Annotated in this window: 17 protein-coding genes and 2 tRNA genes; 15 read left to right on the top strand and 4 right to left on the bottom strand. The window is 65.2% G+C overall.

From position 1 onward, the window contains the following. Positions 1 to 53 precede the first annotated feature (53 nt). From ACSE4D_RS00430 to ACSE4D_RS00420, 3 genes are all read left to right on the top strand, one after another. A complete protein-coding gene (locus tag ACSE4D_RS00430; protein WP_135538593.1) occupies positions 54 to 659 on the top strand; it encodes a mycothiol-dependent nitroreductase Rv2466c family protein in 606 nt (201 codons plus the stop codon). A gap of 75 nt (positions 660 to 734) precedes the next feature. Continuing rightward, a complete protein-coding gene (locus ACSE4D_RS00425) occupies positions 735 to 1,208 on the top strand; it encodes a ribose-5-phosphate isomerase (RefSeq protein ID WP_135538591.1) in 474 nt (157 codons plus the stop codon). A gap of 24 nt (positions 1,209 to 1,232) precedes the next feature. Further along, complete coding sequence (locus tag ACSE4D_RS00420; protein ID WP_425119525.1) at positions 1,233 to 2,345, top strand: alcohol dehydrogenase catalytic domain-containing protein; 1,113 nt, start codon at positions 1,233 to 1,235, stop codon at positions 2,343 to 2,345. Here ACSE4D_RS00420 and ACSE4D_RS00415 read toward each other — a convergent pair. Beyond that, positions 2,326 to 3,459 (bottom strand): PQQ-dependent sugar dehydrogenase, encoded by a 1,134-nt coding sequence (locus ACSE4D_RS00415; RefSeq protein WP_436326405.1) that lies wholly within the window; start codon positions 3,457 to 3,459, stop codon positions 2,326 to 2,328. The two genes, ACSE4D_RS00420 and ACSE4D_RS00415, sit on opposite strands and share 20 nt — an antisense overlap. Before the next feature lie 203 nt (positions 3,460 to 3,662). Further along, positions 3,663 to 3,736, bottom strand: a tRNA-Pro gene (locus ACSE4D_RS00410). Between the two features lie 164 nt (positions 3,737 to 3,900). Between ACSE4D_RS00410 and ACSE4D_RS00405 the strand changes: the two genes are divergently transcribed. From ACSE4D_RS00405 to ACSE4D_RS00375, 7 genes are all read left to right on the top strand, one after another. Next, a tRNA-Gly gene (locus ACSE4D_RS00405) sits at positions 3,901 to 3,974 on the top strand. A gap of 139 nt (positions 3,975 to 4,113) precedes the next feature. Then, positions 4,114 to 5,493: a hypothetical protein gene (locus ACSE4D_RS00400; RefSeq protein ID WP_135538585.1), complete on the top strand. Its 1,380-nt coding sequence runs from the start codon at positions 4,114 to 4,116 to the stop codon at positions 5,491 to 5,493. Between the two features lie 226 nt (positions 5,494 to 5,719). Next, positions 5,720 to 7,075, top strand: coding sequence for a trigger factor (gene tig / locus ACSE4D_RS00395; protein ID WP_425119522.1), 1,356 nt, complete (start codon positions 5,720 to 5,722; stop codon positions 7,073 to 7,075). A 204-nt stretch (positions 7,076 to 7,279) separates the two neighbouring features. Then, a complete protein-coding gene (locus ACSE4D_RS00390) occupies positions 7,280 to 7,876 on the top strand; it encodes an ATP-dependent Clp protease proteolytic subunit (RefSeq protein ID WP_135538843.1) in 597 nt (198 codons plus the stop codon). Between the two features lie 26 nt (positions 7,877 to 7,902). Continuing rightward, positions 7,903 to 8,547 (top strand): ATP-dependent Clp protease proteolytic subunit, encoded by a 645-nt coding sequence (locus tag ACSE4D_RS00385; protein ID WP_135538581.1) that lies wholly within the window; start codon positions 7,903 to 7,905, stop codon positions 8,545 to 8,547. Positions 8,548 to 8,745: 198 nt separating this feature from the next. Continuing rightward, positions 8,746 to 10,029 (top strand): ATP-dependent Clp protease ATP-binding subunit ClpX, encoded by a 1,284-nt coding sequence (clpX, locus tag ACSE4D_RS00380; protein WP_135538579.1) that lies wholly within the window; start codon positions 8,746 to 8,748, stop codon positions 10,027 to 10,029. Positions 10,030 to 10,040: 11 nt separating this feature from the next. Continuing rightward, on the top strand, positions 10,041 to 11,327 hold the full coding sequence (locus ACSE4D_RS00375; protein WP_425119520.1) for an MFS transporter: 1,287 nt from the start codon (positions 10,041 to 10,043) through the stop codon (positions 11,325 to 11,327). A gap of 240 nt (positions 11,328 to 11,567) precedes the next feature. Here the strand turns inward: ACSE4D_RS00375 and ACSE4D_RS00370 are convergent, their stop codons facing one another. Both ACSE4D_RS00370 and valS read right to left on the bottom strand, forming a co-directional pair. Next, positions 11,568 to 12,260, bottom strand: a complete 693-nt coding sequence (locus ACSE4D_RS00370) for an AIM24 family protein (protein ID WP_436326404.1) — start codon at positions 12,258 to 12,260, stop codon at positions 11,568 to 11,570. 278 nt (positions 12,261 to 12,538) lie between these two features. After that, positions 12,539 to 15,184: a valine--tRNA ligase gene (gene valS / locus ACSE4D_RS00365; RefSeq protein WP_436326403.1), complete on the bottom strand. Its 2,646-nt coding sequence runs from the start codon at positions 15,182 to 15,184 to the stop codon at positions 12,539 to 12,541. 253 nt (positions 15,185 to 15,437) lie between these two features. Here valS and ACSE4D_RS00360 point away from each other — a divergent pair, with 253 nt between their 5' ends. The 5 genes from ACSE4D_RS00360 to ACSE4D_RS00340 all read left to right on the top strand — a co-directional run bounded on the left by ACSE4D_RS00360 (position 15,438) and on the right by ACSE4D_RS00340 (position 22,850). Further along, on the top strand, positions 15,438 to 16,652 hold the full coding sequence (locus ACSE4D_RS00360; protein WP_135538572.1) for an acyltransferase: 1,215 nt from the start codon (positions 15,438 to 15,440) through the stop codon (positions 16,650 to 16,652). Between the two features lie 62 nt (positions 16,653 to 16,714). Beyond that, the gene (locus tag ACSE4D_RS00355; protein ID WP_135538570.1) at positions 16,715 to 17,470 is read left to right on the top strand and encodes an SDR family oxidoreductase; all 756 of its coding nucleotides are present in this window, start codon (positions 16,715 to 16,717) and stop codon (positions 17,468 to 17,470) included. A gap of 282 nt (positions 17,471 to 17,752) precedes the next feature. After that, positions 17,753 to 21,016 carry an isoleucine--tRNA ligase gene (gene ileS, locus ACSE4D_RS00350; protein ID WP_436326402.1) on the top strand — a complete coding sequence of 1,088 codons (3,264 nt, stop codon included), beginning with the start codon at positions 17,753 to 17,755 and terminating at the stop codon, positions 21,014 to 21,016. Beyond that, positions 21,013 to 22,488: a bifunctional folylpolyglutamate synthase/dihydrofolate synthase gene (locus ACSE4D_RS00345; RefSeq protein WP_436326401.1), complete on the top strand. Its 1,476-nt coding sequence runs from the start codon at positions 21,013 to 21,015 to the stop codon at positions 22,486 to 22,488. The genes ileS and ACSE4D_RS00345 overlap by 4 nt, the downstream gene beginning before the upstream one ends. After that, complete coding sequence (locus tag ACSE4D_RS00340; RefSeq protein WP_135538564.1) at positions 22,485 to 22,850, top strand: DUF4233 domain-containing protein; 366 nt, start codon at positions 22,485 to 22,487, stop codon at positions 22,848 to 22,850. Before ACSE4D_RS00345 ends, ACSE4D_RS00340 begins: the two co-directional genes overlap by 4 nt. Positions 22,851 to 22,915: the final 65 nt, after the last annotated feature.

The following is a 22,915-nucleotide window of genomic DNA, read 5'->3' as shown; positions in this document are numbered from 1 at the left end:
CAACGTCGGGTGGCCGGCTTCGGTGCCCACGACCGAATGGAAGAGGAGAGACAGTGAGCAAGGAAACACTCGATCTGTGGTTCGATACGGCCTGCCCCTGGGCCTGGATGACCTCCCGCTGGGGCCTCGAAGTGGCCAAGGTGCGCGATGTCGAGGTGAGGTTCCGGCCCATGAGCCTCAACTTCCTCAACCGCGACAAGGACATCGACGCTGACTACCGGGCACTGATGGACCGGGCGCTGGCGCCGATGCGCATCGTCACCGCCGCGATCGCCGAACACGGAGAAGAGGTGGCCGAGCCCCTCTACACCGCCATCGGCACCCGTATCCATCCGGGTGGGGAGAAGGACTTCGAGCAGGCCGTCTCCGAGGCCCTCACCGAGGTGGGGCTGCCCGCCGAGCTCATGAAATACGGCGAGACCGACGACTATGACGCGGCTCTCCAGACATCCCACGATGAAGCGCTGGCTCTTGTCGGCGATGATGTCGGAACGCCGATCTGCCGTGTGGCCGGCACCGCGTTCTTCGGACCGGTCGTCACCCCGGCACCGAAGGGCGAGGACGCAGGCCGACTCTTCGACGGTGTCCTCGCGGTCGCTTCGACGCCCGGATTCTTCGAACTCAAACGCACCCGCGACCAGGGTCCGAACTTCGACTGAAGATCCAGCACCACCCGTTCCCGCGCGGATAAAGCGGATAAGACAGCTCCGCAGAGTTCATCGAAAGGCACGCACATGAAGGTTCACCTCGGCACAGATCACGCCGGATTCGATTTCAAACAGGTTCTCAAAGCCCACCTCGCAGAGGCGGGGCACGAGGTCGTCGACCACGGCGCACTCGAATACGACGCCCTCGACGACTATCCGGCGTTCTGCATCGCCGCCGCCCAAGCCGTGGTCGATGACCAGTCCGCCGGAATCGAGGCCCTCGGCGTCGTCATCGGCGGTTCGGGCAACGGCGAGCAGATGGCGGCGAACCTCGTCACGGGCGCACGCACCGCTCTGGCGTGGAACCCGGAGATCTCGAAGCTGGCACGTCAGCACAACAATGCGCAGATCGTCGCCGTCGGCGCCCGCCAGCACCCCGAGGACGAGGCGATCGCCATCGTCGATGCCTTCCTCGCCGAACCGTTCTCCGGCGACGAACGTCACCAGCGCCGGATCTCCATCATGGCCGATTATGAAGAGCAGGGCGCCCAGGCGCTGTGAGACGAACAGTCTGAGGAGGACGCTGTGAAGATCAGAGGTGCGGTGCTGCGTGAGATGGAGCGGCCTCGTCCGTTCGCGACGTCGCGGCCGATGACGATCGAGGACCTCGACCTCGATGACCCGGGACCCGGTGAGGTGCTCATTCGGATGGAGGCCGCCGGAGTCTGCCATTCCGACCTCTCCGTCGTCGACGGCAACCGACCCCGGCCTCTGCCGATGCTGCTCGGCCACGAGGGAGCCGGAGTCGTCGAGAAGCTCGGTGACGGTGTCGATGACCTCGAGGTTGGCCAGCAGGTCGTCACCGTGTTCCTGCCCCGGTGCGGTGAATGCCCGAACTGCCGCACCGACGGCAAACTTCCGTGCACGCCCGGCAGCGTGACCAACGGCGCCGGGACCCTGCCGTTCGACGGTCACCGGGTGCGCCTGCACGATGACACCGGTGCCGAGGTCCTCCACCACCTCGGCGCGTCCGTGTTCGGCACGCATGCGGTGCTCAACCGGGCATCCGTCGTCCCCGTCGCCGACGATGTTCCCGCACCCATCGCCGCTGTGCTCGGCTGCGCCGTGCTCACCGGCGGGGGAGCGGTGCTCAACGCCGGTCGCCCCGGACCGGACGACGAAGTGATGGTCGTCGGCCTCGGCGGGGTCGGCATGGCAGCGCTCATCACGGCACTGTCGCTCGACACCGCAGGAGTCATCGGCGTCGATGCGAACCCGGACAAACTCGTGCGGGCGAAAGAACTCGGCGCCGCCGAAGTCTTCACCCCCGAACAGCTCGGGGACCGGAAGGCTCCCATCGTCATCGAATGCGTCGGGCACCCGCGCGCCTTCGAAACCGCGTTCGAAGCCACCGCCGTGGGCGGAACGACGGTGACCGTGGGCCTTCCCGCACCGGATGCGCAGTCGCATATCACTCCGGTGACCTTGACCGCCGAGGCTCGCACCGTCGTCGGCTCCTACCTCGGTTCGGCCGTGCCGAGTCGCGACATCCCCGTCTACGCCCAGCTGTGGCGGGAGGGGAAGCTGCCGGTCGAAGAGCTCATCTCCGACACGATCGGCCTCGACGACCTCAACTCCGCGTTCGACGCCTTGGCCGACGGCACGGTGGTGCGACAGATCATCGACTTCGCACGCTGAGGATCCGGTCGTCGCCGTCGGACGGGTCGCCGCGTCCGTCGGTGTTGTTCGTCATCAGCCACAGTTCTCCGCCCGGGGCGGAGACGACATCTCGCAGCCGTCCGTACTCGCCGACGAACTGCGTCTCCTGCCTTGCGGTGTCCGCGAGGGGGACCCAGCGGAGTCGTTGACCGCGCAGGTTGGCAATGGCGATCGAATCCTCGGTCACGGCGATTCCGCTCGGGCTCGCTTCCTCGGTGCTCCACTGCTGAACCGGAGCGACGAAGTCGCCGGCCGACCCCGAACCCGTGCTGCCGCTGGAGGCTGGGATCCCTTCGACCTCCGGCCAGCCGTAGTTGCGCCCGGCTTCGATGATGTTGAGTTCGTCCCAGGTGTCCTGACCGAACTCGCTGGCGTACATCGTTCCTTCAGTGTCCCAGCCGAGCCCCTGTGCGTTGCGGTGTCCGTAGGTGTAGACAGGGGAGCCCGAGTCCGGGTTGTCCTCGGGCACGGTGCCATCGAGGTTGAGCCGCAGGATCGAACCGTTGAGAGACTCGGGGTCCTGCGCAACAGCGGAGTTCCCGGCATCGCCGACCGTCGCATAGAGCTTGCCATCGGGCCCGATCGCCAGCCGACCCCCATTGTGGAAGCTCGCCTTGGCGATCCCGTCGAGTATCGTCTCCGGCTCACCGAGCTCGAGCCTGCCCGGCTCTCCCGAGAGCGGAAACCGCTGGATGCGGTTGTCCTCGGCCGAAGTGAAATAGGCGAAGAGACTCTCATCGGCCACCGCCAGCCCGAGCAGCCCGCCCTCACCCTCGGCGACGACTGATTCGACAGTCGCGACTTCGCGGGACTGCGCGGGCCGGTCCTCGCTGAGTTCGAGGATCCGACCGGAATCGCGTTCGCTGACCAGCGGAGTTCCCTTGAAGAAGGCGATCGACCACGGGGCGTCGAGATCCTCTGCCACCAGCTGTGATGCACCGTCCTCGGAGCCGGTGCCGGCAGCTCCATCCGATTGCGCGGCGGTCGGATCCGCGATGTCGTCGGCCGTGGGAGATTCGGACCCCTCGGGGCTGGGCGGTTGATGGGTGCAGGCCGGGAGCAGCAGGGCAAGCGCAGCGATCGCGGCAGCCATGCGGACCGGTCCCTGCTTCGATGGCTCGCTTCGGATCGGTCGGTTTCGGCCCAGCATCGTGAGCACCTCTCGGGGTCGTTCGCTCGAACAGCTCGTGCGCCCATTGTTCCCGATGCGGTCGTCTGCCGCCAGGATCAGGCCCCGCAGAGCCTGAGAATGCGAAAGAGCCGCCCGGACCGGTTGGTCCGAACGGCTGCTGATCGTCGGGATGACAGGATTTGAACCTGCGACCCTCTGTTCCCAAAACAGATGCGCTACCAAGCTGCGCCACATCCCGCGACGACACCCATCTAACCACAGGCCAGGACCCAGATGCACGCCGGAATCGACCAGTCGCGGTAATGCGATGCAGTTCACACGACGACCGCGCCTGTGGTGCAGCTCACGAACCCTCGATTTGGTGAGCGGAGAGGAACTCGACTATAGTCGATCTCGCACCGCGGGGATGTAGCTCAATGGTAGAGCCTCAGTCTTCCAAACTGATGGTGCGGGTTCGATTCCCGTCATCCCCTCCAGCTACCGGTCTGGCCTTCGGGCCAGGCCGGTTTTCTCATGCCCGCACGTGCCTGTGTGGGTAGAATTCGTCCATACCGTCATCGCCGCCCCGCGACATCGCAGTCCGGTGTCGGCTCCGCACAGCAGGAAGTCCCACTCATGTCCTCCGCCCGGCCCCGCCGTCAACGTGCCGGGTTCGCGCTGTCGCGTCGACGGCTGATCGCCGGAGGGGTCGGTCTCGGCCTCATCGGGCTCGGGGCGACGGCGGCGACCCGGGAACTCGCCGAGGCGGCCCAACCCGATCCCGTCCGTTCGGTGACCGTGGCCTACACGCGGTCGGGACGCAGAGAGGGCCTCGATGCCGAGGCGGCGCGGAGTCTGCCCGACGGGTCGAGGGTGGTGCCCGGGGCCGCGGTTGCGGCGCCTGCACGGCGGCAGCGGGAATTCCTGACTCAGAGGGCGGCATGGTTGGAACATGTGCCCGAAGCCCGGCGGGGCCTCGCGACCTCGGCGCTGCTGGATCTGTGGGTGCTCAGTGACGGACTGCCGGCCACCGTGGCCGGCTGGGTCGGCCCGTGGAGGTACATCTGGCCTCGTGACACGGCCTTCGCCGCTGTAGCTCTGGCCCGCGTCGGCGCTGTCAGACAGGCCTGGAGCCAACTGCTCTACCTGCAGAGCATCCAGGCCGTCGATGGGTCATTCGCCGCCAGGGTGGTCCCCGAGACTGGGATGTCGCCGGACGACCGGGAATCGCAGTTCGACGCTCTCGGACTGGTGCTCTGGGCCGTTGCCGACGTCCTTGCTGCGGCGGAACGGGCCGCTGTCCGACTCGACCTCGACGAGTTGGCCGACCTGCTGCGAAGAACCACCCGGAGACTGCTCGACCACACCGCCCGCGGACAGCATCTGCCGCCGGTGGGCCCGGACTATTGGGAGGTCGGAGAATCACAGGTCACCCTCGGTCTGGCCGGCCCGACTCTGATCGGAATGGACTCGTTGGCCGCGCTGACCGCGGCGGATCCGGAACTGTGGGGCCGCCTCGGCGGGGGAGTCGGGAACGTCCTGCCGGCCGTCGACGCCTATTCCGCGACCTTCGCTCGCACCTTCGGCGCCAACGGGCTGCAGCGCTATCCGACCTCGGGCGGGTGTGATTCGGCTGCTGCCTATCTGCCCGCCGCCGGGCTCGTCCCCACCGACGGTTCCGGCGCCCGCATCTACGCGATCGAAGCCGAAGCCCTCGTGACCGTATGGGACCGTCTCGAGCAGCCGGGCGGCGGCATCAAGCCGGGTCACGGATGGATCATCGACCGCTCCAGCTGGAGCCCATCGACCTCGCTCATGGCGCTGGGATTCGCGCGTCTGGGGCAGCGCGGTCGGGCCGAGGCGATCCTCGATTGGCTGGCCGAGCATCGTACCTTCGCGGGTTCCCTGCCGGAGAAGATCAGTGCCGACGGGCAACCGGTCTCGGTGGCGCCGCTGGCATGGACGGCAGCCAATGTCATCATCACCTTCGACGAGCTCTACGTTCGGCGCGGATAGGCCGCCCCATGAAATAGCGCCGGTTTCGCGTATCGAGAGGGGTTTCGCGTAATATGGGTGATTGCGTCTTGCGGACGTGCGCGAAACATTCGTGGACTTTCGCTCCCCCTTAAGGTCACGGGTTGGCCGATCAGGCTGCGAGATGGTCGACAACGACCACGAGCTGAGCCGGTCAGGTCGGTTGATGGCCGCAAATGCATGACTGTCGAAATTGAAAGGTCGCACTGTGAAGAGCTCCGTCGAGCAACTCGACCCCACCCGGGTCAAGATCAGCGTGGAAGTCCCTTACGCCGAACTCAAACCGAGTGTCGACGAGGCATACACGACTATCGGTGCTCAGGTCACCGTTCCCGGCTTCCGCAAGGGAAAGGTCCCCGCGCGCATCATCGATCAGCGGATCGGTCGTCCGGCAGTCATTCAGGAGGCCATCAACAACGGCCTCGATGACTTCTACCGCAGCGCCGTGGAAGAGAACGAGCTCAAGCCGATGGGTCAGCCCGAGGTTGAGATCTCCGAGGTCCCCGGACTCGACGGCACCGAAGACGGTGACCTCAACTTCACCGTCGAGGTCGACGTCCGCCCCGAGATCGAACTGCCTGCCTACGACTCCATCGCCATCGAGGTCGATCCCATCGAGGTCACCGATGCCGATGTCGATGCCGAGCTCGAGCAGCTGCGCACCCGCTTCGGAACCCTCGTCTCCGTCGACCGCCCGGCCGCCAAGGACGACTTCGTCACCCTCGACCTCATCGCCACGATCGGCGACGAAGAGATCGACTCCGCCTCCGACATCTCCTACCAGGTCGGTGCCGGCACGATGCTCGAAGGCATGGACGAAGCCCTCGACGGACTCTCCGCCGGTGAGACCACGACCTTCGAGACCACTTTCGCCGGCGGCGAGCACGCCGGCGAGCAGGGCACCGTGAAGATCACCCTCGGTGCTGTGAAGGAACGCGAACTGCCCGAGGCCGATGATGACTTCGCTCAGCTGGCCAGCGAATTCGACACGATCGCCGAACTGCGTGAGGATCTGCGCGAGCAGGCCGGCAAGCAGAAGGAGACCGATCAGGGCGTCCAGGCACGCGACAAGGTGCTCGAACACCTCATCGAGACCCTCGAGGTCCCCGTCCCGGCCAAGGTCGTCGCCGACGAGGTCGAGCGTCACCTCGAGTCCGAGGACCGTGTCGACGATGACGAGCACCGCAAGGAGGTCACCGAGGAGACCGAGCGCAACCTGCGCACCCAGTTCATCCTCGACGCCGTCTCCGAGGCCGAGAACGTCGAAGTCAGCCAGCCCGAACTCATCGAGTACCTGATCTCCGCATCGCAGCAGTACGGGATGAACCCGAATGAGTTCGCCCAGATGCTCGACAGCTCCGGACAGGTCAACGCCCTGGTCGGAGAGGTCTCGCGCCGCAAGGCCCTGGCAGCCGTCCTCGCCGGTGCCACCGTGAAGGACACCGACGGCAACGTCGTCGACATGGAGGCCTTCACCTCCGCCGGAGACGACGAAGAAGGAGCCGAGGCTGAGGCCGAGGAGGCCGCTGACGAGGCACCCGCAGAGGCCGCCGAAGAGAACTGAGGAACGGCCGCCTCGGCGGTGGATTCCCGATGAGACGGTGGGGTCGGATGATCATCCGACCCCACCGTCTCGCCGTATCCGGACTCGACGATCACGCTGAGGGCGAACACAGGCCTCGCCGCGGACTAAAACCCGGTGGTCAGAGGTTAGAGTCCATAACAAGCCATCCACAGAACACAGGAGTGAAACGTGAGCGCACACGACATGACAGCTCCCGTCGGCCTCGACGCCGGTGGGGGAATGGGCCTGGACGACCATATCTTCAATCGTCTTCTCAAGGAGCGCATCATCTGGCTCGGTTCAGAGGTGCGCGACGACAACGCCAACGCGATCTGTGCGCAGATGATGCTGTTGGCCGCTGAGGACCCGGACGCCGATATCTCGCTCTACATCAACTCACCCGGCGGCTCGGTCACTGCCGGCATGGCCATCTACGACACCATGCAGTACATCAAGCCCGACGTGTCGACCGTGGCGATGGGCATGGCCGCCTCCATGGGACAGTTCCTGCTGTCCTCGGGAACCCCGGGCAAGCGCTTCGCGACCCCGCACGCTCGCATCCTCATGCACCAGCCGCTCGGCGGAATCGGCGGCACCGCCACCGATATCAAGATCCAGGCCGAGCTCATCCTGCACATGAAGAAGCAGATGGCCGAACTGACTGCCGAGCAGACCGGAAAGTCGCTCGAGCAGATCCTCAAGGACAATGATCGCGACCACTGGTTCACCGCCGAGGAGGCCCTCGAGTACGGCTTCATCGACAAGATGGTCACCCGCGCGTCCGACGTCGAGAACAACTGAGCAGGAGTGAGGGAAGAATGAATTCAATGAACTTTATGCCGGGTTCGACGGCGTCGAACATGCCGCAGTCACGTTACGTCATGCCGCAGTTCGAGGAGCGCACCCCTTACGGCTTCAAACGCCAGGATCCGTACACGAAGCTCTTCGACGACCGTGTCGTCTTCCTCGGTGCGCAGGTCGATGACACCAGCGCCGACGATGTCATGGCTCAGCTGCTCGTCCTCGAGTCGCAGGATCCCGACCGGGACATCACCCTCTACATCAACTCGCCCGGTGGTTCGTTCACCGCGATGACAGCGATCTACGACACGATGCAGTACATCAAGCCGGAGATCCAGACCGTCTGCCTCGGCCAGGCCGCTTCGGCCGCCGCCGTGCTGCTCGCCGCCGGTTCTCCCGGCAAGCGACTGGCCCTGCCGAACGCGCGTGTGCTCATCCACCAGCCGGCCATGCAGGGGCAGGGGCAGGGCCAGGCGTCCGACCTGGAGATCCAGGCCGCTGAAGTGCTGCGGATGCGCGAATGGCTCGAGGGGACTCTGGCCAAGCACTCGAACAAGGAAGCCTCGCAGGTCTCGAACGACATCGAACGCGACCTCTTCCTCACGGCCGAGCAGGCCAAGGACTACGGCCTCGTCGATCAGGTGCTCTCCTCGCGCAAGAACGCGAGCTGAGCCCTTCGGGGACCGAACGATTCCGGTGTCAACGGGCCCGTACGGCGATGACCGTGCGGGCCCGTTTTCGGCTTCGCCGGCCGACACACCGAATGACGTTGCTGGCGGCTCGCGTCAGCCACGTATGGGAAGCTATTGAGGTACAGGAAACACGAGCGGTAGAGTTGGGGCCAAGCGTCCTGGCGAAAGGTTGTGACAGTGGCTCGCAGTGCGGACGGAGCAGACCTGCTCAAATGCAACTTCTGTGGGAAGTCCCAGAAGCAGGTTCGGAAACTCATCGCCGGACCTGGTGTTTACATCTGCGATGAATGCATCGGGCTCTGCAACGAGATCATCGAAGAGGAACTCAGCGAATCCACTCCTGATCAGGCGGAACTCGAGCTGCCCAAGCCGCGTGAGATCTTCGACTTCCTGCAGGAGTACGTCGTCGGTCAGGAACCGGCGAAGAAGGCTCTGTCCGTGGCCGTCTACAACCATTACAAGCGTATCCGCTCCCTGCAGTCCGGTGAGGACACGAAGACACTCGGCGGCGAGAACGAAGTGGAGATCGCGAAGTCGAACATCCTCCTCGTCGGTCCCACCGGGTCCGGTAAGACCTATCTGGCGCAGTCACTGGCGAGGCGCCTGAACGTGCCCTTCGCCGTCGCCGATGCCACCGCGCTGACCGAGGCCGGCTATGTCGGCGAAGACGTCGAGAACATCCTGCTCAAGCTCATCCAGGCCGCCGACTTCGACATCCAACGCGCCGAACACGGCATCATCTACATCGACGAGATCGATAAGATCGCCCGCAAGTCGGAGAACCCGTCGATCACCCGAGACGTCTCCGGTGAAGGGGTGCAGCAGGCACTGCTGAAGATCCTCGAAGGCACGCAGGCCTCGGTGCCTCCGCAGGGTGGTCGCAAACACCCTCATCAGGACTTCCTGCAGATCGACACGACCAATGTGCTCTTCATCGTCGCCGGCGCATTCGCCGGGATGGAAGAGATCGTCGCCGGTCGCAAGGGCAAGCACGGAATCGGCTTCGGAGCCCTGCTGCAGTCGAAGAACGACGAAGAGGACCTCTACGCCGACATCCTGCCCGAAGATCTGCTCAAGTTCGGCCTCATTCCCGAGTTCATCGGCCGCCTGCCCGTGCTGGCCACGGTGTCCAACCTCGATCGCGCGGCGCTCATGTCGATCCTCACCGAACCGAAGAACGCCCTGGTCAAGCAGTATCAGCGCATGTTCGAGTTCGACAATGTCTCGCTGACCTTCGAAACCGACGCCCTCGAGTCCATCGCCGATCTCGCGCTGCTGCGCGGCACGGGTGCTCGCGGACTGCGGTCGATTTTGGAAGAGGTCCTGCAGCCTGTCATGTTCGATGTGCCCTCGCGAGAGGACATCGCCGAGGTGGTCGTGACCAAGGAGGTCGTCGACAGCAATGTCGCACCGACGCTCGTGCCGAAGTCGCGGAACAGGACGAACAAGAAATCTGCCTGAGCCTCTGACACATGAGGCTCTTCGCTGATACCCGACCGCTGAAGTACGCCGCTTTTAGGCGGCTGTGGTTGGCCAATATCGTCACCGTCATCGGTGCGCAGATGACGGTCGTGGCCATTCCTGCACAGATCTTCCACATCACCGGGTCCTCGGCGTATGTCGGACTGGCCGGAGCCTTCGGCTTCGTTCCACTCGTCGTCTTCGGACTGTGGGGCGGTTCACTGGCTGATGTCGTCGATCGCCGCAGACTTCTCGTCATCTCGACGATCGGCCTCATCGTCACCAGCGCGCTGCTGGCGCTCTGGGCTCTTCTGGGATTGGAGAACGTGTGGCTGCTGCTGTGCACATTCTCCCTGCAGCAGGCATTCTTCGGTCTCAACCAACCCGCAAAAGGGGCGCTGCTGCCGACGATCGTGCCGCTGAGACTGCTGCCCGCCGCGAACTCGCTGAACATGACGGTGATGACCTTGGGCGCGGTCATCGGTCCGGTCATCGGCGGAGCCCTCATCCCGCTCTTCGGGTATCAGCTGCTGTATGTCCTCGACGCGGTGTTCCTCTTCGCGACCCTCTACGCCGTCGTCAGACTCCCGTCCCTCCCGCCGAAGAAGCAGCCCGATACCCGTTCGGGATTCAAAGGCATCATCGACGGATTCCGGTATCTCAAGACGAACACCGTCGTCATGGTGTCTCTGCTCGTCGATGTCATCGCCATGGTCTTCGGAATGCCTCGGGCTCTGTTTCCGCAGATCGCCACCGAGACCTTCGACGGACCTGACGAAGGCGGCATCGTCTTCTCGCTGCTCTTCGCCGCTTTGGCCGCCGGCAGCGCCTTGGCCGGTATCTTCTCCGGCTGGGTGTCCCGCGTCGAACGGCAGGGTCTGGCGGTGATCATCGCGATCGTCGTGTGGGGTTCGGCGATGACGATCTTCGGTCTCAGCCTCGAACTCGTGTCGAATCTCTGGCTCGTCGCACTCGTCGTCGCCTTGAGCGCACTGGCCGTGGGCGGGGGAGCGGACATCATCTCCTCCGCATTCAGGTCCACGATGCTTCAGGAGGCCGCGACCGATGACATGCGCGGTCGGATGCAGGGTGTCTTCATCGTCGTGGTCGCCGGAGGGCCGCGCGTCGCCGATCTGCTCCACGGTTCGGCGGCCGCGGTGACGAACACGACGGTCGCCTCGGCCGGAGGCGGCATCGCTGTCATCGTGCTCGTGCTCGCCTGCGCTTTCATCTTCCCAGCCTTCAGGAGATACCGGGTCGACCGCGGCGACTCCGAGCACTCCGTCACCGTCGACTGACTCACCGACGCCGCTGCGCCGGGCAGAACCGCGCGCCCGCAGCCCTCACCGGTTTCCGCACTGCGCACCGCAGCCCGTACGTCCTCGCGCACCCGACTGTCTGCACCGATAGTTTCGGCATCAGTCACCGTCGGCGGCAGCACCCACTGGTGCACCGGGGTGGTGTGAAGCTGCTGGTGGGGGATGGTGCTCGCAACTGCCGCGCGGCAAGAGACTGCCGCGCGGATCAGTGCGGCCGGGTCAGTTGGAAGTCGCCGAATAGACGGCATTCTCCGCGGGCTGGACGACGACGAAGCCGGGTCCGTGGAAGGCCAGCTGCACGGATTCGCCGGAGCCGCGGCCGAAGAACGTGCCGACGCTGACATCGGTCTTGATCTGTGGCGCCAGAGCCGAGGACCAGCACACTGCGGCCTGCGGGTCGACGAAGGTCGGCTGCTGCGAGCAGTCGAGAACCATCGGATCTCCCTTGCAGCAGATGGCCGCGGTACCCTGCCCGGCGAGTTCGAGGTTGAACAGTCCCGAGCCGCTGACCATGGCACCGACACCGCCCTTGATGCGCTTGATCTCCCAGTTGAGCGCGTCGTCGAAGGCCAGCAGGTTCGAGGTGTTGACGGTCAGAGCGTCCTGGGGCCCTTCGAGAGCCATCATGAAGATGTTCGACGCTTCGCGGGCGAAGAACACTTCGCCGTGACCTTCGACGCGCATGACATTGCCGCCCTCGCCGGTGGCTGCCTTCTTCATGAACTGCCCGACCGACTTCGAGCCCTGGTGGGCGAAGCGGACGTCGCCCTGGTAGGCGACCATGGCGCCCTTGGTGGCGATCATCGGTGCGTTCGGCGTGACCACCGTGCGCAGCATCTTCTTCGACTGGAGGGTCCAGCGATCCTGATTCTGGATCTCGGCATTGCGCTGGGAAAAGAGTTCGCTTCTCACGTTCCGTGGGCCTTTCTTCAGGCAGGAGGTCCTGACTGGTTATGGTGTCGAAACCATAGTACGTGGGCGAGGACGTCGTCCCCGGCCAGCCGTGTGCCCATTCGGGAACACTCGAGATGCTCCGCCGTGACAGAAACAGGGGCCCGCGCAGTCTCGGCCGCATCCCGGGGCTGTCGTCGGAAGAGTCGAAGAAACCCCATGGCATCCGCCGCCGGCGATGAGACGTCGTGGTGGGTGCCATGGGGTCCGATGCTGCGGACCGGGCAAGAGCTCTCCGGTCAGGCTTGGTCGACGAAGGTGATCTCGTCGACGCTGATCTCCTCGCCGGCTTCGACGGTGGTCAGCGATTCGACGCGGCCGGCGGCCTTGAGATCGCCTTCGGCGGACTTGATCGCAGCGACGACTGCAGCCGGTGCCTGGATCGTCACCGAGGCGACGCCGGTCTTCTGCGAGACCTTCGCTTCGGTCTTCGTGCGGCGGATCTCGGTCAGGGCCGCAGCCACCGACGCCAACAGCTCCGGATCCACGCTCGACTCCGGGTGGCTCAGCGACTCATCCGCCGGCCACGGCGCACGGTGGATCGAACCGGTGCGCCACCAGGACCAGACCTCTTCGGTCACGAAGGGCATGAATGGAGCGAACAGGCGCAGCAGCACATCGAGCGCTGTGGCGAGCGTGACATGGGCAGACAGCTGATCGTCCTCGCCTGTCGAACCGTATGAACGATCCTTGACGAGCTCGACGTAATCGTCGGTGAACTCCCAGAAGAAGCTCTCGGCCACACGCAGAGCATGGGCGTAGTCGTAGTCGGCCATATGCGCTCCGGCCTGGTCGACGACCGCGGACAGCCGCGTGAGCAGTGCACGGTCGAGATCGTGGGTGACCGCACCGAGCGCACCGATGAGACCGGAGTGCACGCCCTGCGCCAGTGCGAACTTCGAGGCGTTGAGCAGCTTCATGGCCAGACGGCGCCCGATCTGCATCTGAGTGACGTCATAGGCGGTATCGGCACCGAGCTTCGCACTCGCAGCCCAATATCGCACCGCATCGGGGCCGAACCCGGGCTTGGCCTCGCCGAGGATGTCCGAGGGCACGACGACGTTGCCCTTCGATTTCGACATCTTCTTCCGGTCCGGATCGAGGATCCAGCCCGAGAGTCCCGCGTGCTTCCACGGAGCCGCATCATTGAGCGAATTCGCGCGCACCACGGTGGAGAACAGCCACGTGCGGATGATGTCGTGTCCCTGGGGGCGCAGGTCGAAGGGGAAGACTTTGCCGAAGAACTCCTCGTCGCGTGACCAGCCGCCGAGCAGCTGCGGAGTCAGCGACGACGTCGCCCAGGTATCGAGGACATCGGGATCGGCGGTGAACCCGCCGGGTACGTCACGCTGGTCATCGGTGAAGCCGGCGGGCACCTCGGCGATGGGATCGACGGGAAGCGATTCGGGAACGATCGGATCCTCGTAGTCGGGCTGCCCATCGGCATCGAGGCGGTACCACAGCGGAATCGGCACACCGAAGTAGCGCTGACGAGAGACCAGCCAATCGCCGTGCAGATTCTCCACCCAGTTCTCATAGCGTGAGCGCATGAACGTCGGGTGCCATTCGATCTCGCGTCCGCGGGCGATGAGCGCATCGCGCAGTTCGGCGGAGCGACCGCCGTTGCGGATGTACCACTGGCGGCTGGTGACGACCTCGAGCGGCTTGTCGCCCTTCTCATAGAACGGAACCGGGTGCGTGATCGGTTCGATCTCTCCGATGAGATCACCGGAATCGATGAGCATCTGCGCGATCTCTTTGCGTGCGGAGAACGTCGTCTTGCCCGCCAGAGCTTCGTAGTTGGCCACGGCATCGGACTTCGGCGAGGACGCGATCCACTCGGGAACCTCGAGGTTGAGGCGGCCGCCGCGGTTGATCACCGCACGTGTGGGCAGATCGAGTTCACGCCACCAGGTGACGTCGGTGAGGTCGCCGAAGGTGCAGACCATGGCGATGCCGGTTCCCTTGTCGGACTTCGCGAGCTCATGGGCACGCACCTCGACGCTGACGCCGAAGAGGGGTGAGACGACGTTCGTGCCGAACAGGGAGGCGTAGCGTTCGTCATCGGGGTGAGCGACGAGGGCGACGACGGCCGGGATGAGCTCGGGGCGGGAGGTGAGGATGATGATCGGTTCGGCCGAGGTGTCGGCGAGTCCATCGGCACCTTCGGGGAAGAACTTCACCTTGTGGTAGGCGCCGTCCTTCTCCCGGTCTTCGAGCTCGGCCTGGGCCACGGCGGTTCCGAAGGTCACATCCCACATCGTCGGGGCGTCCTGGGAATAGGCGTGGCCGCCCTCGAGGTCTTTGAGGAAGGCGCGCTGGCTCACGGCGCGGGAGTCGTCGTCGATCGTGCGATACGTGTACTTCCAGTCCACGGACAGGCCGGTGGACCGGAACAGGTCCTCGAAGACGTGCTCGTCCTCGGCCGAGAGCTTCTCACACAGCTCGATGAAGTTCTGGCGTGAGATCTTCACGAAGTCACGAGAATTCTTCGGCGCCTTCTCCGGCGGCTGGAAATTCGGGTCGTAGCTTTCGCTGGGGTCGCAGGTGACTCCGTAGTAGTTCTGCACCCGGCGTTCGGTGGGCAGTCCGTTGTCATCCCAGCCGAGCGGGTAGAACACATTCTTGCCGGTCATGCGCTGGTAGCGGGCGATGATGTCGGTCTGCGTGTAGGAGAACACGTGCCCGACGTGCAGGGACCCCGAAGCCGTGGGCGGGGGAGTGTCGATCGAGTAGACCTGCTCACGATCGGTCTCGACGTCGAAGGCGTAGACGTTCTGCTCGCTCCACGCGGCGTCCCATTTGTCCCGCAGCCCCTCAAGGGCGGGCTTGTCAGGCAGGTTCACTGACTCGTGCGTCGAGTCCGAAAAGGCAGGTGTGTTCATAATTGCTGATTTTCTCACCCGGTTCGCTTCTGGCCAAACCGGTTCCCGCCCCGGCCGCGCCGGAACACAGGCGAAATTCGCCGACCGTGTCGAAACCGTTCGCCGAGGCGGCTGCACGCCCCCAAGGAACCGCACCGAGGAGGTGGCCCGGAAGACCGGGAAGCCGTTCGTCAGGACGGAGGAGGAGCGCCAGGGCTCATACTCTGAATGCGAGTTGAGACGCGAGCGCGGCGGTCAATGAGAATATGGACGCATGGCGCCCTTGGACAGAATTCCGACAGAGAATCCGCCTGCCACCTCGACGGCGTGGATGAACCCGGCTCGGGCGATCGCGATCGTCGCCGTCGTCGCCATCCACTCCCTGGGCACCGTGGTCGAACAGAATTTCGCGGACATGGGCCCCGACTGGTGGCTGGCCAATCTCATCGACTCCGCCTGCCGGTGGTCGGTGCCGGTGTTCATCATGATCTCCGGTGCCTTGGCGCTCGACCCCGTGCGTGGGAGCAAACCTCGGAAGTTCCTCAGCAAGCGTGTGTGGCGCATCGGCATCCCGCTCGTGTTCTGGACGGCCGTCTACGTTCTGTTCCGCCGTTACTATCTCCAGCCTGACGATGAGAGCTGGAGCCCGGGGATCGCCATCCTCACCGGTTCGCCGTTCGTTCAGCTCTACTTCCTCTACGTCCTCGCGGGCCTGACCCTGCTCACCCCGTTCTTCCGTCTCCTCAGCGTCCACGGCTCCCGCCGCCTGCAATGGGGCACGGGCCTGATCTTCCTGGGCATCGGCATGCTCGACCAGTGGGTGTCGATGATCTTCGACGTCGGCGAGGCCAATATCGCCACCCGCTTCCTGCCCATGGCCGGCTTCTACATCCTCGGCTGGGTGCTGCGCGACATCGTGCTGAGCAGAAGGGCCGTCGTGCTCGCCTGGGTCAGCCTCATCGGATCGATCGCCGTGACCGCTCTGTGGGCAGGCTTCGGCTCGGGCGAGAAACCGTGGATGTTTCCCTACGAGTACCTGTCTCCGGGCGTCGTCATCGCCTCGCTGTCGGCCTATCTGCTCTTCCACCACCACCTGCGCACCGGTTTCGGCTTCCTCCACTGGTTCTACCCGTATTCCTTCGGCGTCTTCCTCCTCCACCCGCTCGTCCTCTACCCGGTGCGCAATGAGATGGGACTGCCGACGACTGTTGCCGGAGTCCTGCTGCACGCCTTCGTCATGCCGCTTGCCTACACCGTGATCTGCGCCGCCGTCACCTGGTTGGCCGTGAAGATCCCCGGAGTCCGCGCGGTCTTCGGCGAGGGCGGGCCACGCAACCCGCACTCGCGGCCCACAGCGAAGGAGCAGCGTGAGTCGAAGGCCGAAGGCGCACACGAACATCCTCAGCCGCCGGGCCAAGCGGGGGCATCGGTTGAGCCGTTGTCCCCGCACGCCTCGGATCCCGACCCGCTGGAGCCGGAGAGTCCGTAGACTGGGCTCGAAACAGGTGATCGTGCCCACGATCACCGGAACCGAGACCAGGGAGTACGGAGATGGAAACACTGAGAGCAGTGGTGACGGGCGCGAGCTCGGGCATCGGCGCCGCCACCGTTCGGCAGCTGCGCGACCAGGGCTGGGATGTTGTCGCCGTGGCCCGCCGTGAGGACAAGCTCAAGGCTCTCGCCGAGGAGACCGGAGCCAGCTACATCGTCGCCGACCTCACCGATGACGCCGCCGTCGAGTCCATGGCCGCCGAGGTGCTCGCCGGTGGAGCCGTGCACTCGCTCGTCGCGAATGCCGGAGCCGCATTCGGCGTCGACACCATCGCCGACTCCGATGTCGAGGGCTGGAAGAAGATGTTCGACATCAACGTCCTCGGTGTCCTCCGCGTCGTCAAAGCACTCCTGCCCGGGCTCATCGACTCCGGTCGCGGAGACATCGCCGTGATGTCCTCGACCGCCGGGCACCAGGCGTATGAGAAGGGCGGCGGCTATGTGGCGACGAAGCACGGCTCGCATACGATTGCGGCCACCCTGCGACTCGAGCTGCTCGGCCAGCCGGTGCGGGTCATCGAGATCGCTCCGGGCATGGTCGCGACCGAGGAGTTCAGCGTCAAACGGCTCGGGGGAGACGAGGAGGGTGCGGCGAAGGTCTACGAAGGCGTCGAGAATCCGCTGACCGCCGAGGATGTCGCCGACGCGGTGGTCTACGCGCTCACCCGTCCGCATCACTTCAACGTCGATCTCATGGTCATTCGTCCCATCGCGCAGGCCGAGCAGTACAAGGTGGCCAGGCACAAGGGGCTGTGATCATCACCCCTTGGCTGCGCCGAAGCGAAGTTTCCGGGCGCGGCCATGGGGTATACGATGGGATGTGCGTTGATCCGGCCATCACCGGGGAGCATCCGGAAGAACGGACCCTGCGAGCCATCGCGGGGATCTCAGTAGAACCGGACGGGTGGATCCGTCACAGTCCTGACAATGAGCGATCCGCGGCCCGGCCCCATCGGGACCGACTGCGGATAAGCGAGGTGGTACCGCGGCAGACTGTCGTCCTCGTGTCAGTGACCGCAGTGACCCAGAAGGACGCTCATGACTCAGCCTCTCTACCCCAAGGTATCGACTTCGACCTTCGGCCTCTCCACCTCTCCGAACTTTCCGGAGATCGAAGACGCTGTGCTCCGCTATTGGCAGGAGGACGACACATTCAAAGCGTCGATCGAACAGCGGGATGCCGGCGTCAACGGTGAGAATGAGTTCGTCTTCTACGACGGTCCACCCTTCGCCAATGGTCTGCCCCACTACGGTCACCTGCTCACCGGCTACGTCAAGGACGTGGTCCCGCGCTTCCAGACGATGCGCGGGAAGAAGGTCGAGCGTCGCTTCGGTTGGGACACCCACGGCCTGCCCGCCGAGCTCGAGGCAGAACGCCAGCTGGGAATCACGGACAAGTCCGAGATCGGCCGGATGGGGCTGGCCGCCTTCAACGACGCCTGCCGCTCCTCCGTCCTTCGGTACACGAAGGAGTGGGAGGAGTATGTCACCCGACAGGGACGCTGGGTCGACTTCGAGAACGACTACAAGACGCTGGGCGTCGACTACATGGAAAGCGTCATCTGGGCGTTCAAGCAGCTGTGGGACAAGGGCCTCGTCTACGAGGGCTACCGGGTCCTGCCGTACTGCTGGAAGGACGAGACACCGCTGTCGAACCATGAGCTGCGCATGGACGACGATGTCTACAAGATGCGCCAGGACCCGGCGGTGACGATCGGGTACAAACTCAAGGACTCCGAAGAGTGGGTCCTCATCTGGACCACGACCCCGTGGACCGTGCCGTCGAACCAGGCGGTGGCCGTCAACCCCGAGATCCCGCTCGTCGCAGTGATCCCCGGCACCGACGGAGCCGAGGAGCTGCAGGGCAGAACCCTCATCCTCGCCGAGGCGCGACTGGGCGCGTACGCCCGAGAGCTCGGTGAGGACCCGCAGATCGTGCGCACCTTCGCCGGCAGCGAACTCGTCGGCGCCGCCTACGAGCCTCCGTTCCCGTACTTCGAGGGCCGCCAGGAGGAATTCGGTGAGAACATGCACACCATCCTCGCCGCGGACTTCGTCACCGTCGAAGACGGCACCGGCATCGTCCACCAGTCGCCGGCTTTCGGTGAAGAGGACAAGGAGCTCACCGACTCCTACGGCATCACCGCCGCCCGCCCCGTCGACGACGCCGGTCGTTTCGAATCGACCGTGGCCGACTACGCCGGCCAACTGGTCTTCGATGCGAACAAGGCCATCATCAAGGACCTGCGCAATCACACCGGCCCGATGGAATCGCGCCATGCTCTGCTGGTCCGTCACGAGTCCTACGAGCACTCGTACCCGCACTGCTGGCGCTGCCGGAACCCGCTGATCTACCGTGCGGTGTCGTCTTGGTTCGTCCGCGTCACCGAGTTCAAGGATCGTATGGTCGAACTCAACGAGCAGATCACCTGGGTGCCCGAGAACGTCAAGCACGGCCAATTCGGCAAATGGCTGGAGAACGCCCGCGACTGGTCGATCTCGCGCAACCGCTTCTGGGGGTCGCCCATCCCGGTGTGGATCTCCTCTGATCCCTCCTATCCTCGCACCGACGTCTACGGCTCTCTGGCCGAGATCGAAGCCGACTTCGGACGCCTTCCGGTCAATGACTCCGGCGAAGTGGACCTGCACCGCCCGTGGGTCGACGACCTGACCCGTCCGAACCCGGACGACCCGACCGGCAAGTCGGTGATGCGCCGCATTCCTGAGATCTTCGACGTCTGGTTCGACTCCGGGTCGATGAGCTATGCCCAGGTGCACTACCCGTTCGAGAACTCCGAATGGTTCGACAACCATTTCCCGGCAGACTTCATCGTCGAATACGTGGGCCAGACCCGCGGTTGGTTCTACCTGCTGCACGTGCTCGCCACCGCAATCTTCGACCGTCCGGCGTTCACGAACTGCATCTCCCACGGCATCGTCCTCGGCTCGGACGGACAGAAGATGTCGAAGTCGCTGCGCAACTACCCCGATGTCAACGAGGTCTTCAACCGCGACGGCTCGGACGCGATGCGCTGGTTCCTCATGGCCTCCTCGATTCTGCGCGGCGGCAACCTCGTCGTCACCGAGCAGGGCATCCGCGACGGAGTCCGCCAGGTCGTGCTCCCGCTGTGGAACACCTGGCAGTTCTTCGCCACCTACTCCAATGCCGCCGACGGGGTCGACGGGGGGCAGACCGGCTATCAGTCGCAGACCCGATACGACTCCTCCCAGGTCCTCGACCGGTACCTGCTGGCCAAGACCCATGACCTCATCGTCGAATTCGCCGAGGCGATGGACGGACTCGACATCTGGTCCGCCTGCGATCTCGTGCGAAGCTACCTCGATATGCTCACGAACTGGTACGTGCGGCGATCGCGCCGCCGTTTCTGGGACGGCGGCGTCGACACGCACGAGTCCTTCGACGTGTTCTCCACCTGCCTCGAAGCCTTCTGCCGGGTCGCGGCCCCGCTGCTGCCGTTCACGGTCGAAGAGATCTACCGCGGACTCACCGGCGAACGGTCGGTGCACCTGGCCGACTACCCCGACGCCGCGGCGTTCCCCGCCGATGCCGACCTGGTGGCGGCGATGGATCTCACTCGCGATATCTGCTCGACCGCGTCCTCGGTGCGCAAGGCCCACCATCTGCGTGTGCGGCTGCCGCTGTCGCAGATGACGGTGGCCACGGACACCGAGCTCGGCAGCGACTTCACCGACATCATCGCCGATGAGCTCAACGTCCGCACCGTATCGGTCCTCGACGTCGACGAGGCGGAGGCGGCCGGGTTCTCCCTGTCGCAGAACCTCGTCGTCAACGCCCGGGCGGCGGGCCCGCGCCTGGGCAAGCAGGTCCAGCAGGTCATCAAGGCGTCGAAGACCGGCGACTGGTCGGTCACCGACGGCACCGTCATCAGCGGCGGCATCGAACTCGTCGAAGGCGAATACACCTTGGACTCGGTGGCCGAATCCGGCACCGAGGGCATGGAGCTCGCGGCACTGGACTCCGGCTTCATCGCCCTCGACACCCGGGTCACCCCGGAGCTCGAAGCCGAAGGCATGGCGCGTGACACCGTTCGCGCCATCCAGGGCATCCGCAAGCAGCTCGACCTGCACATCTCCGACCGGATCGCCGTGACGATCGAAGCGAACGCCGAAGTGGCAGCCGCCCTCGAGCCCCACTCGGGCCTCATCGCGGGAGAGACCCTGGCCTCTTCGCTGACCTTCGGCCAGTCCGCCGACCGCGGTGAGGTCTTCACCCCCGAAGAGCTGCCGGAAGGCACCCGTCTGGCGGTGAGCCCGGTATGAGCAACGACGATAGCCGCGTCGCGGACACCACGACCGGGAACGACAGCACCCAGGGCCCCGGTCAGGACTCCGCGGCCGCGATCGACCCGCAGGCCCAGGAAGCCTCCCGGGCCGAACTCGCTCGGGTCTACGCCCTGCTGCTCGCTCGAGCGGGAGAGACCCAGGTCGAACTGCGTCTCGACGCGACGTCGCGGGCCTGTGAGCTCCTCGGCGATATCCACACCGCCGCCCCGACGATCACGGTGACGGGCACGAACGGGAAGACATCCACGGCACGGATGATCGACTCGCTCATCACCGCGCACGAACTGCGGGTCGGCCGGTTCACAAGCCCGCACCTGCATTCGGTGACCGAGCGGATCTCCGTCGACGGCGCGCCCGTGTCGGCGGAGACATTCGTGCGGATCTTCGATGAGATCGCCCCCTACCTCGAGATCGTCGACGCCCAGCTCGAGGCCGAAGGCCGCGCGAAGCTCACCTACTTCGAGGCGCTGACCGTGCTCGCCTTCGCCGTGTTCGCCGATGCGCCCGTCGATGTCGTCATCACCGAGGTCGGCATGGGCGGGCAGTGGGATTCGACGAACGTCGCCGACGCTCAGGTGTGCGTGTTCACAAAGATCGGACTCGACCATCAGGCATTCCTCGGCGACTCGATCGAGGAGATCGCCACCACGAAGTCGGGCATCCTCGACCGCACTGTCGAGCCGAGCCCGGCACCGACCCCGGTCGCCGTCAGCGCAGTTCAGGACGAAACCGCGCAGGTCGTGCTCGATGCCGAAGCAGCCCGTCGTGAGGTCCCGCTGGTGACCGAGGACAGGGACTTCCGCCTCCTCGACCGGCAGCGTGCCGTCGACGGACAGCTCATCACCGTGCAGGGCCGACGGGACGTCTACTCGGATGTCTTCGTACCGCTGCACGGTGTCCACCAGGCGCACAATGCCGCCGTCGCGCTCGTCGCCGTCGAAGCGTTCCTCGGTGCCGACGACAAGCCCTTGGACCTGGAGACCGTGGCCGAGGGCTTGGCGAGGGTGACCTCGCCGGGGCGCGCCGAACTCGTCCGCACCGGGCCCAGCGTCGTCGTCGACGGGGCACACAATCCCGATGCCGCCCATGTCCTCGCCGACACCCTCGCCGAGGCGTTCGACTTCGACTACGTGGTCATGGTGCTCGCAATGCTTGAGGACAAGGACATCGACGGGGTGCTCGAAGAGCTTCACCGCAGCGCGGACGTGTTCGTCGTCAGCGAGACGCTCAGCGCCCGTGCACTGCCGGCCGAAGACCTCGCCGAGGCGGCCCGCGAATGGGTCGATGAGGACGACGTCTTCGTCGCCTCCGACCTCAACGCCGCGCTGATGAAGGCCATCGACTTGGCCAACGGCGTCGACGCGAAGAGCCCCGGCATCGTCGTCACCGGGTCGCTCTACACCGTCGCCGAGGCCCGGCTGCTGCTGGGCAGGGGAGATGATCTGTGAAATCCAAGTATCCCGTCCTGTGCGGGTCGATCCTCATCTGCGAGCTCCTCGTCGTCTACTTCGCCGTGCTCACGACCTTCGGTCTGTCCGTGAAGTCGGCGCAGACCCTGACTCTGGGACAGCTGCTCATCGGAGCGTCGATCATCGCCGTGTTCGCGGTCGTCGCGGTGATCCTGCTGCCGCGTCGCATCGGTGAGAAACGACCCGGTGTGATCCTCGGCTGGATCGTCCAGGTGCTGCTGCTGGCCTCCGGATTCGTGCTCAGCTCGATGTTCTTCGTCGGTGCTCTGTTCCTCGCCCTGTGGGCGGCGGCAGTGTACTGGTCGGCCCGCATCGACCATGAGGTCGCCGCTCGCTCCTGAGCCCCAACACTTCCGGGCAGAACCGCGGTTGCGCCCGGGTAGACTGTTCACCGACGTCCACTCGA

The organism is Brevibacterium sp. FAM 27836 (assembly GCF_051351055.1).
Lineage (GTDB): Bacteria > Actinomycetota > Actinomycetes > Actinomycetales > Brevibacteriaceae > Brevibacterium.
Note: the sequence above shows the minus strand (reverse complement) of the source record. Positions and strands in the feature narration are given on the sequence as shown.

What these genes read in the sequence shown, in the direction of transcription:
- ACSE4D_RS00360 (WP_135538572.1), top strand. Translation starts at nt 15,438, where the DNA reads ATGGCGCCCTTGGACAGAATTCCGACAGAGAATCCGCCTGCCACCTCG.
- ileS (WP_436326402.1), top strand. Translation starts at nt 17,753, where the DNA reads ATGACTCAGCCTCTCTACCCCAAGGTATCGACTTCGACCTTCGGCCTC.
- ACSE4D_RS00425 (WP_135538591.1), top strand. Translation starts at nt 735, where the DNA reads ATGAAGGTTCACCTCGGCACAGATCACGCCGGATTCGATTTCAAACAG.
- ACSE4D_RS00345 (WP_436326401.1), top strand. Translation starts at nt 21,013, where the DNA reads ATGAGCAACGACGATAGCCGCGTCGCGGACACCACGACCGGGAACGAC.
- ACSE4D_RS00415 (WP_436326405.1), bottom strand. Translation starts at nt 3,459, where the DNA reads ATGGCTGCCGCGATCGCTGCGCTTGCCCTGCTGCTCCCGGCCTGCACC.
- ACSE4D_RS00385 (WP_135538581.1), top strand. Translation starts at nt 7,903, where the DNA reads ATGAACTTTATGCCGGGTTCGACGGCGTCGAACATGCCGCAGTCACGT.
- ACSE4D_RS00390 (WP_135538843.1), top strand. Translation starts at nt 7,280, where the DNA reads ATGACAGCTCCCGTCGGCCTCGACGCCGGTGGGGGAATGGGCCTGGAC.
- ACSE4D_RS00400 (WP_135538585.1), top strand. Translation starts at nt 4,114, where the DNA reads ATGTCCTCCGCCCGGCCCCGCCGTCAACGTGCCGGGTTCGCGCTGTCG.
- ACSE4D_RS00355 (WP_135538570.1), top strand. Translation starts at nt 16,715, where the DNA reads ATGGAAACACTGAGAGCAGTGGTGACGGGCGCGAGCTCGGGCATCGGC.
- ACSE4D_RS00375 (WP_425119520.1), top strand. Translation starts at nt 10,041, where the DNA reads ATGAGGCTCTTCGCTGATACCCGACCGCTGAAGTACGCCGCTTTTAGG.
- valS (WP_436326403.1), bottom strand. Translation starts at nt 15,184, where the DNA reads ATGAACACACCTGCCTTTTCGGACTCGACGCACGAGTCAGTGAACCTG.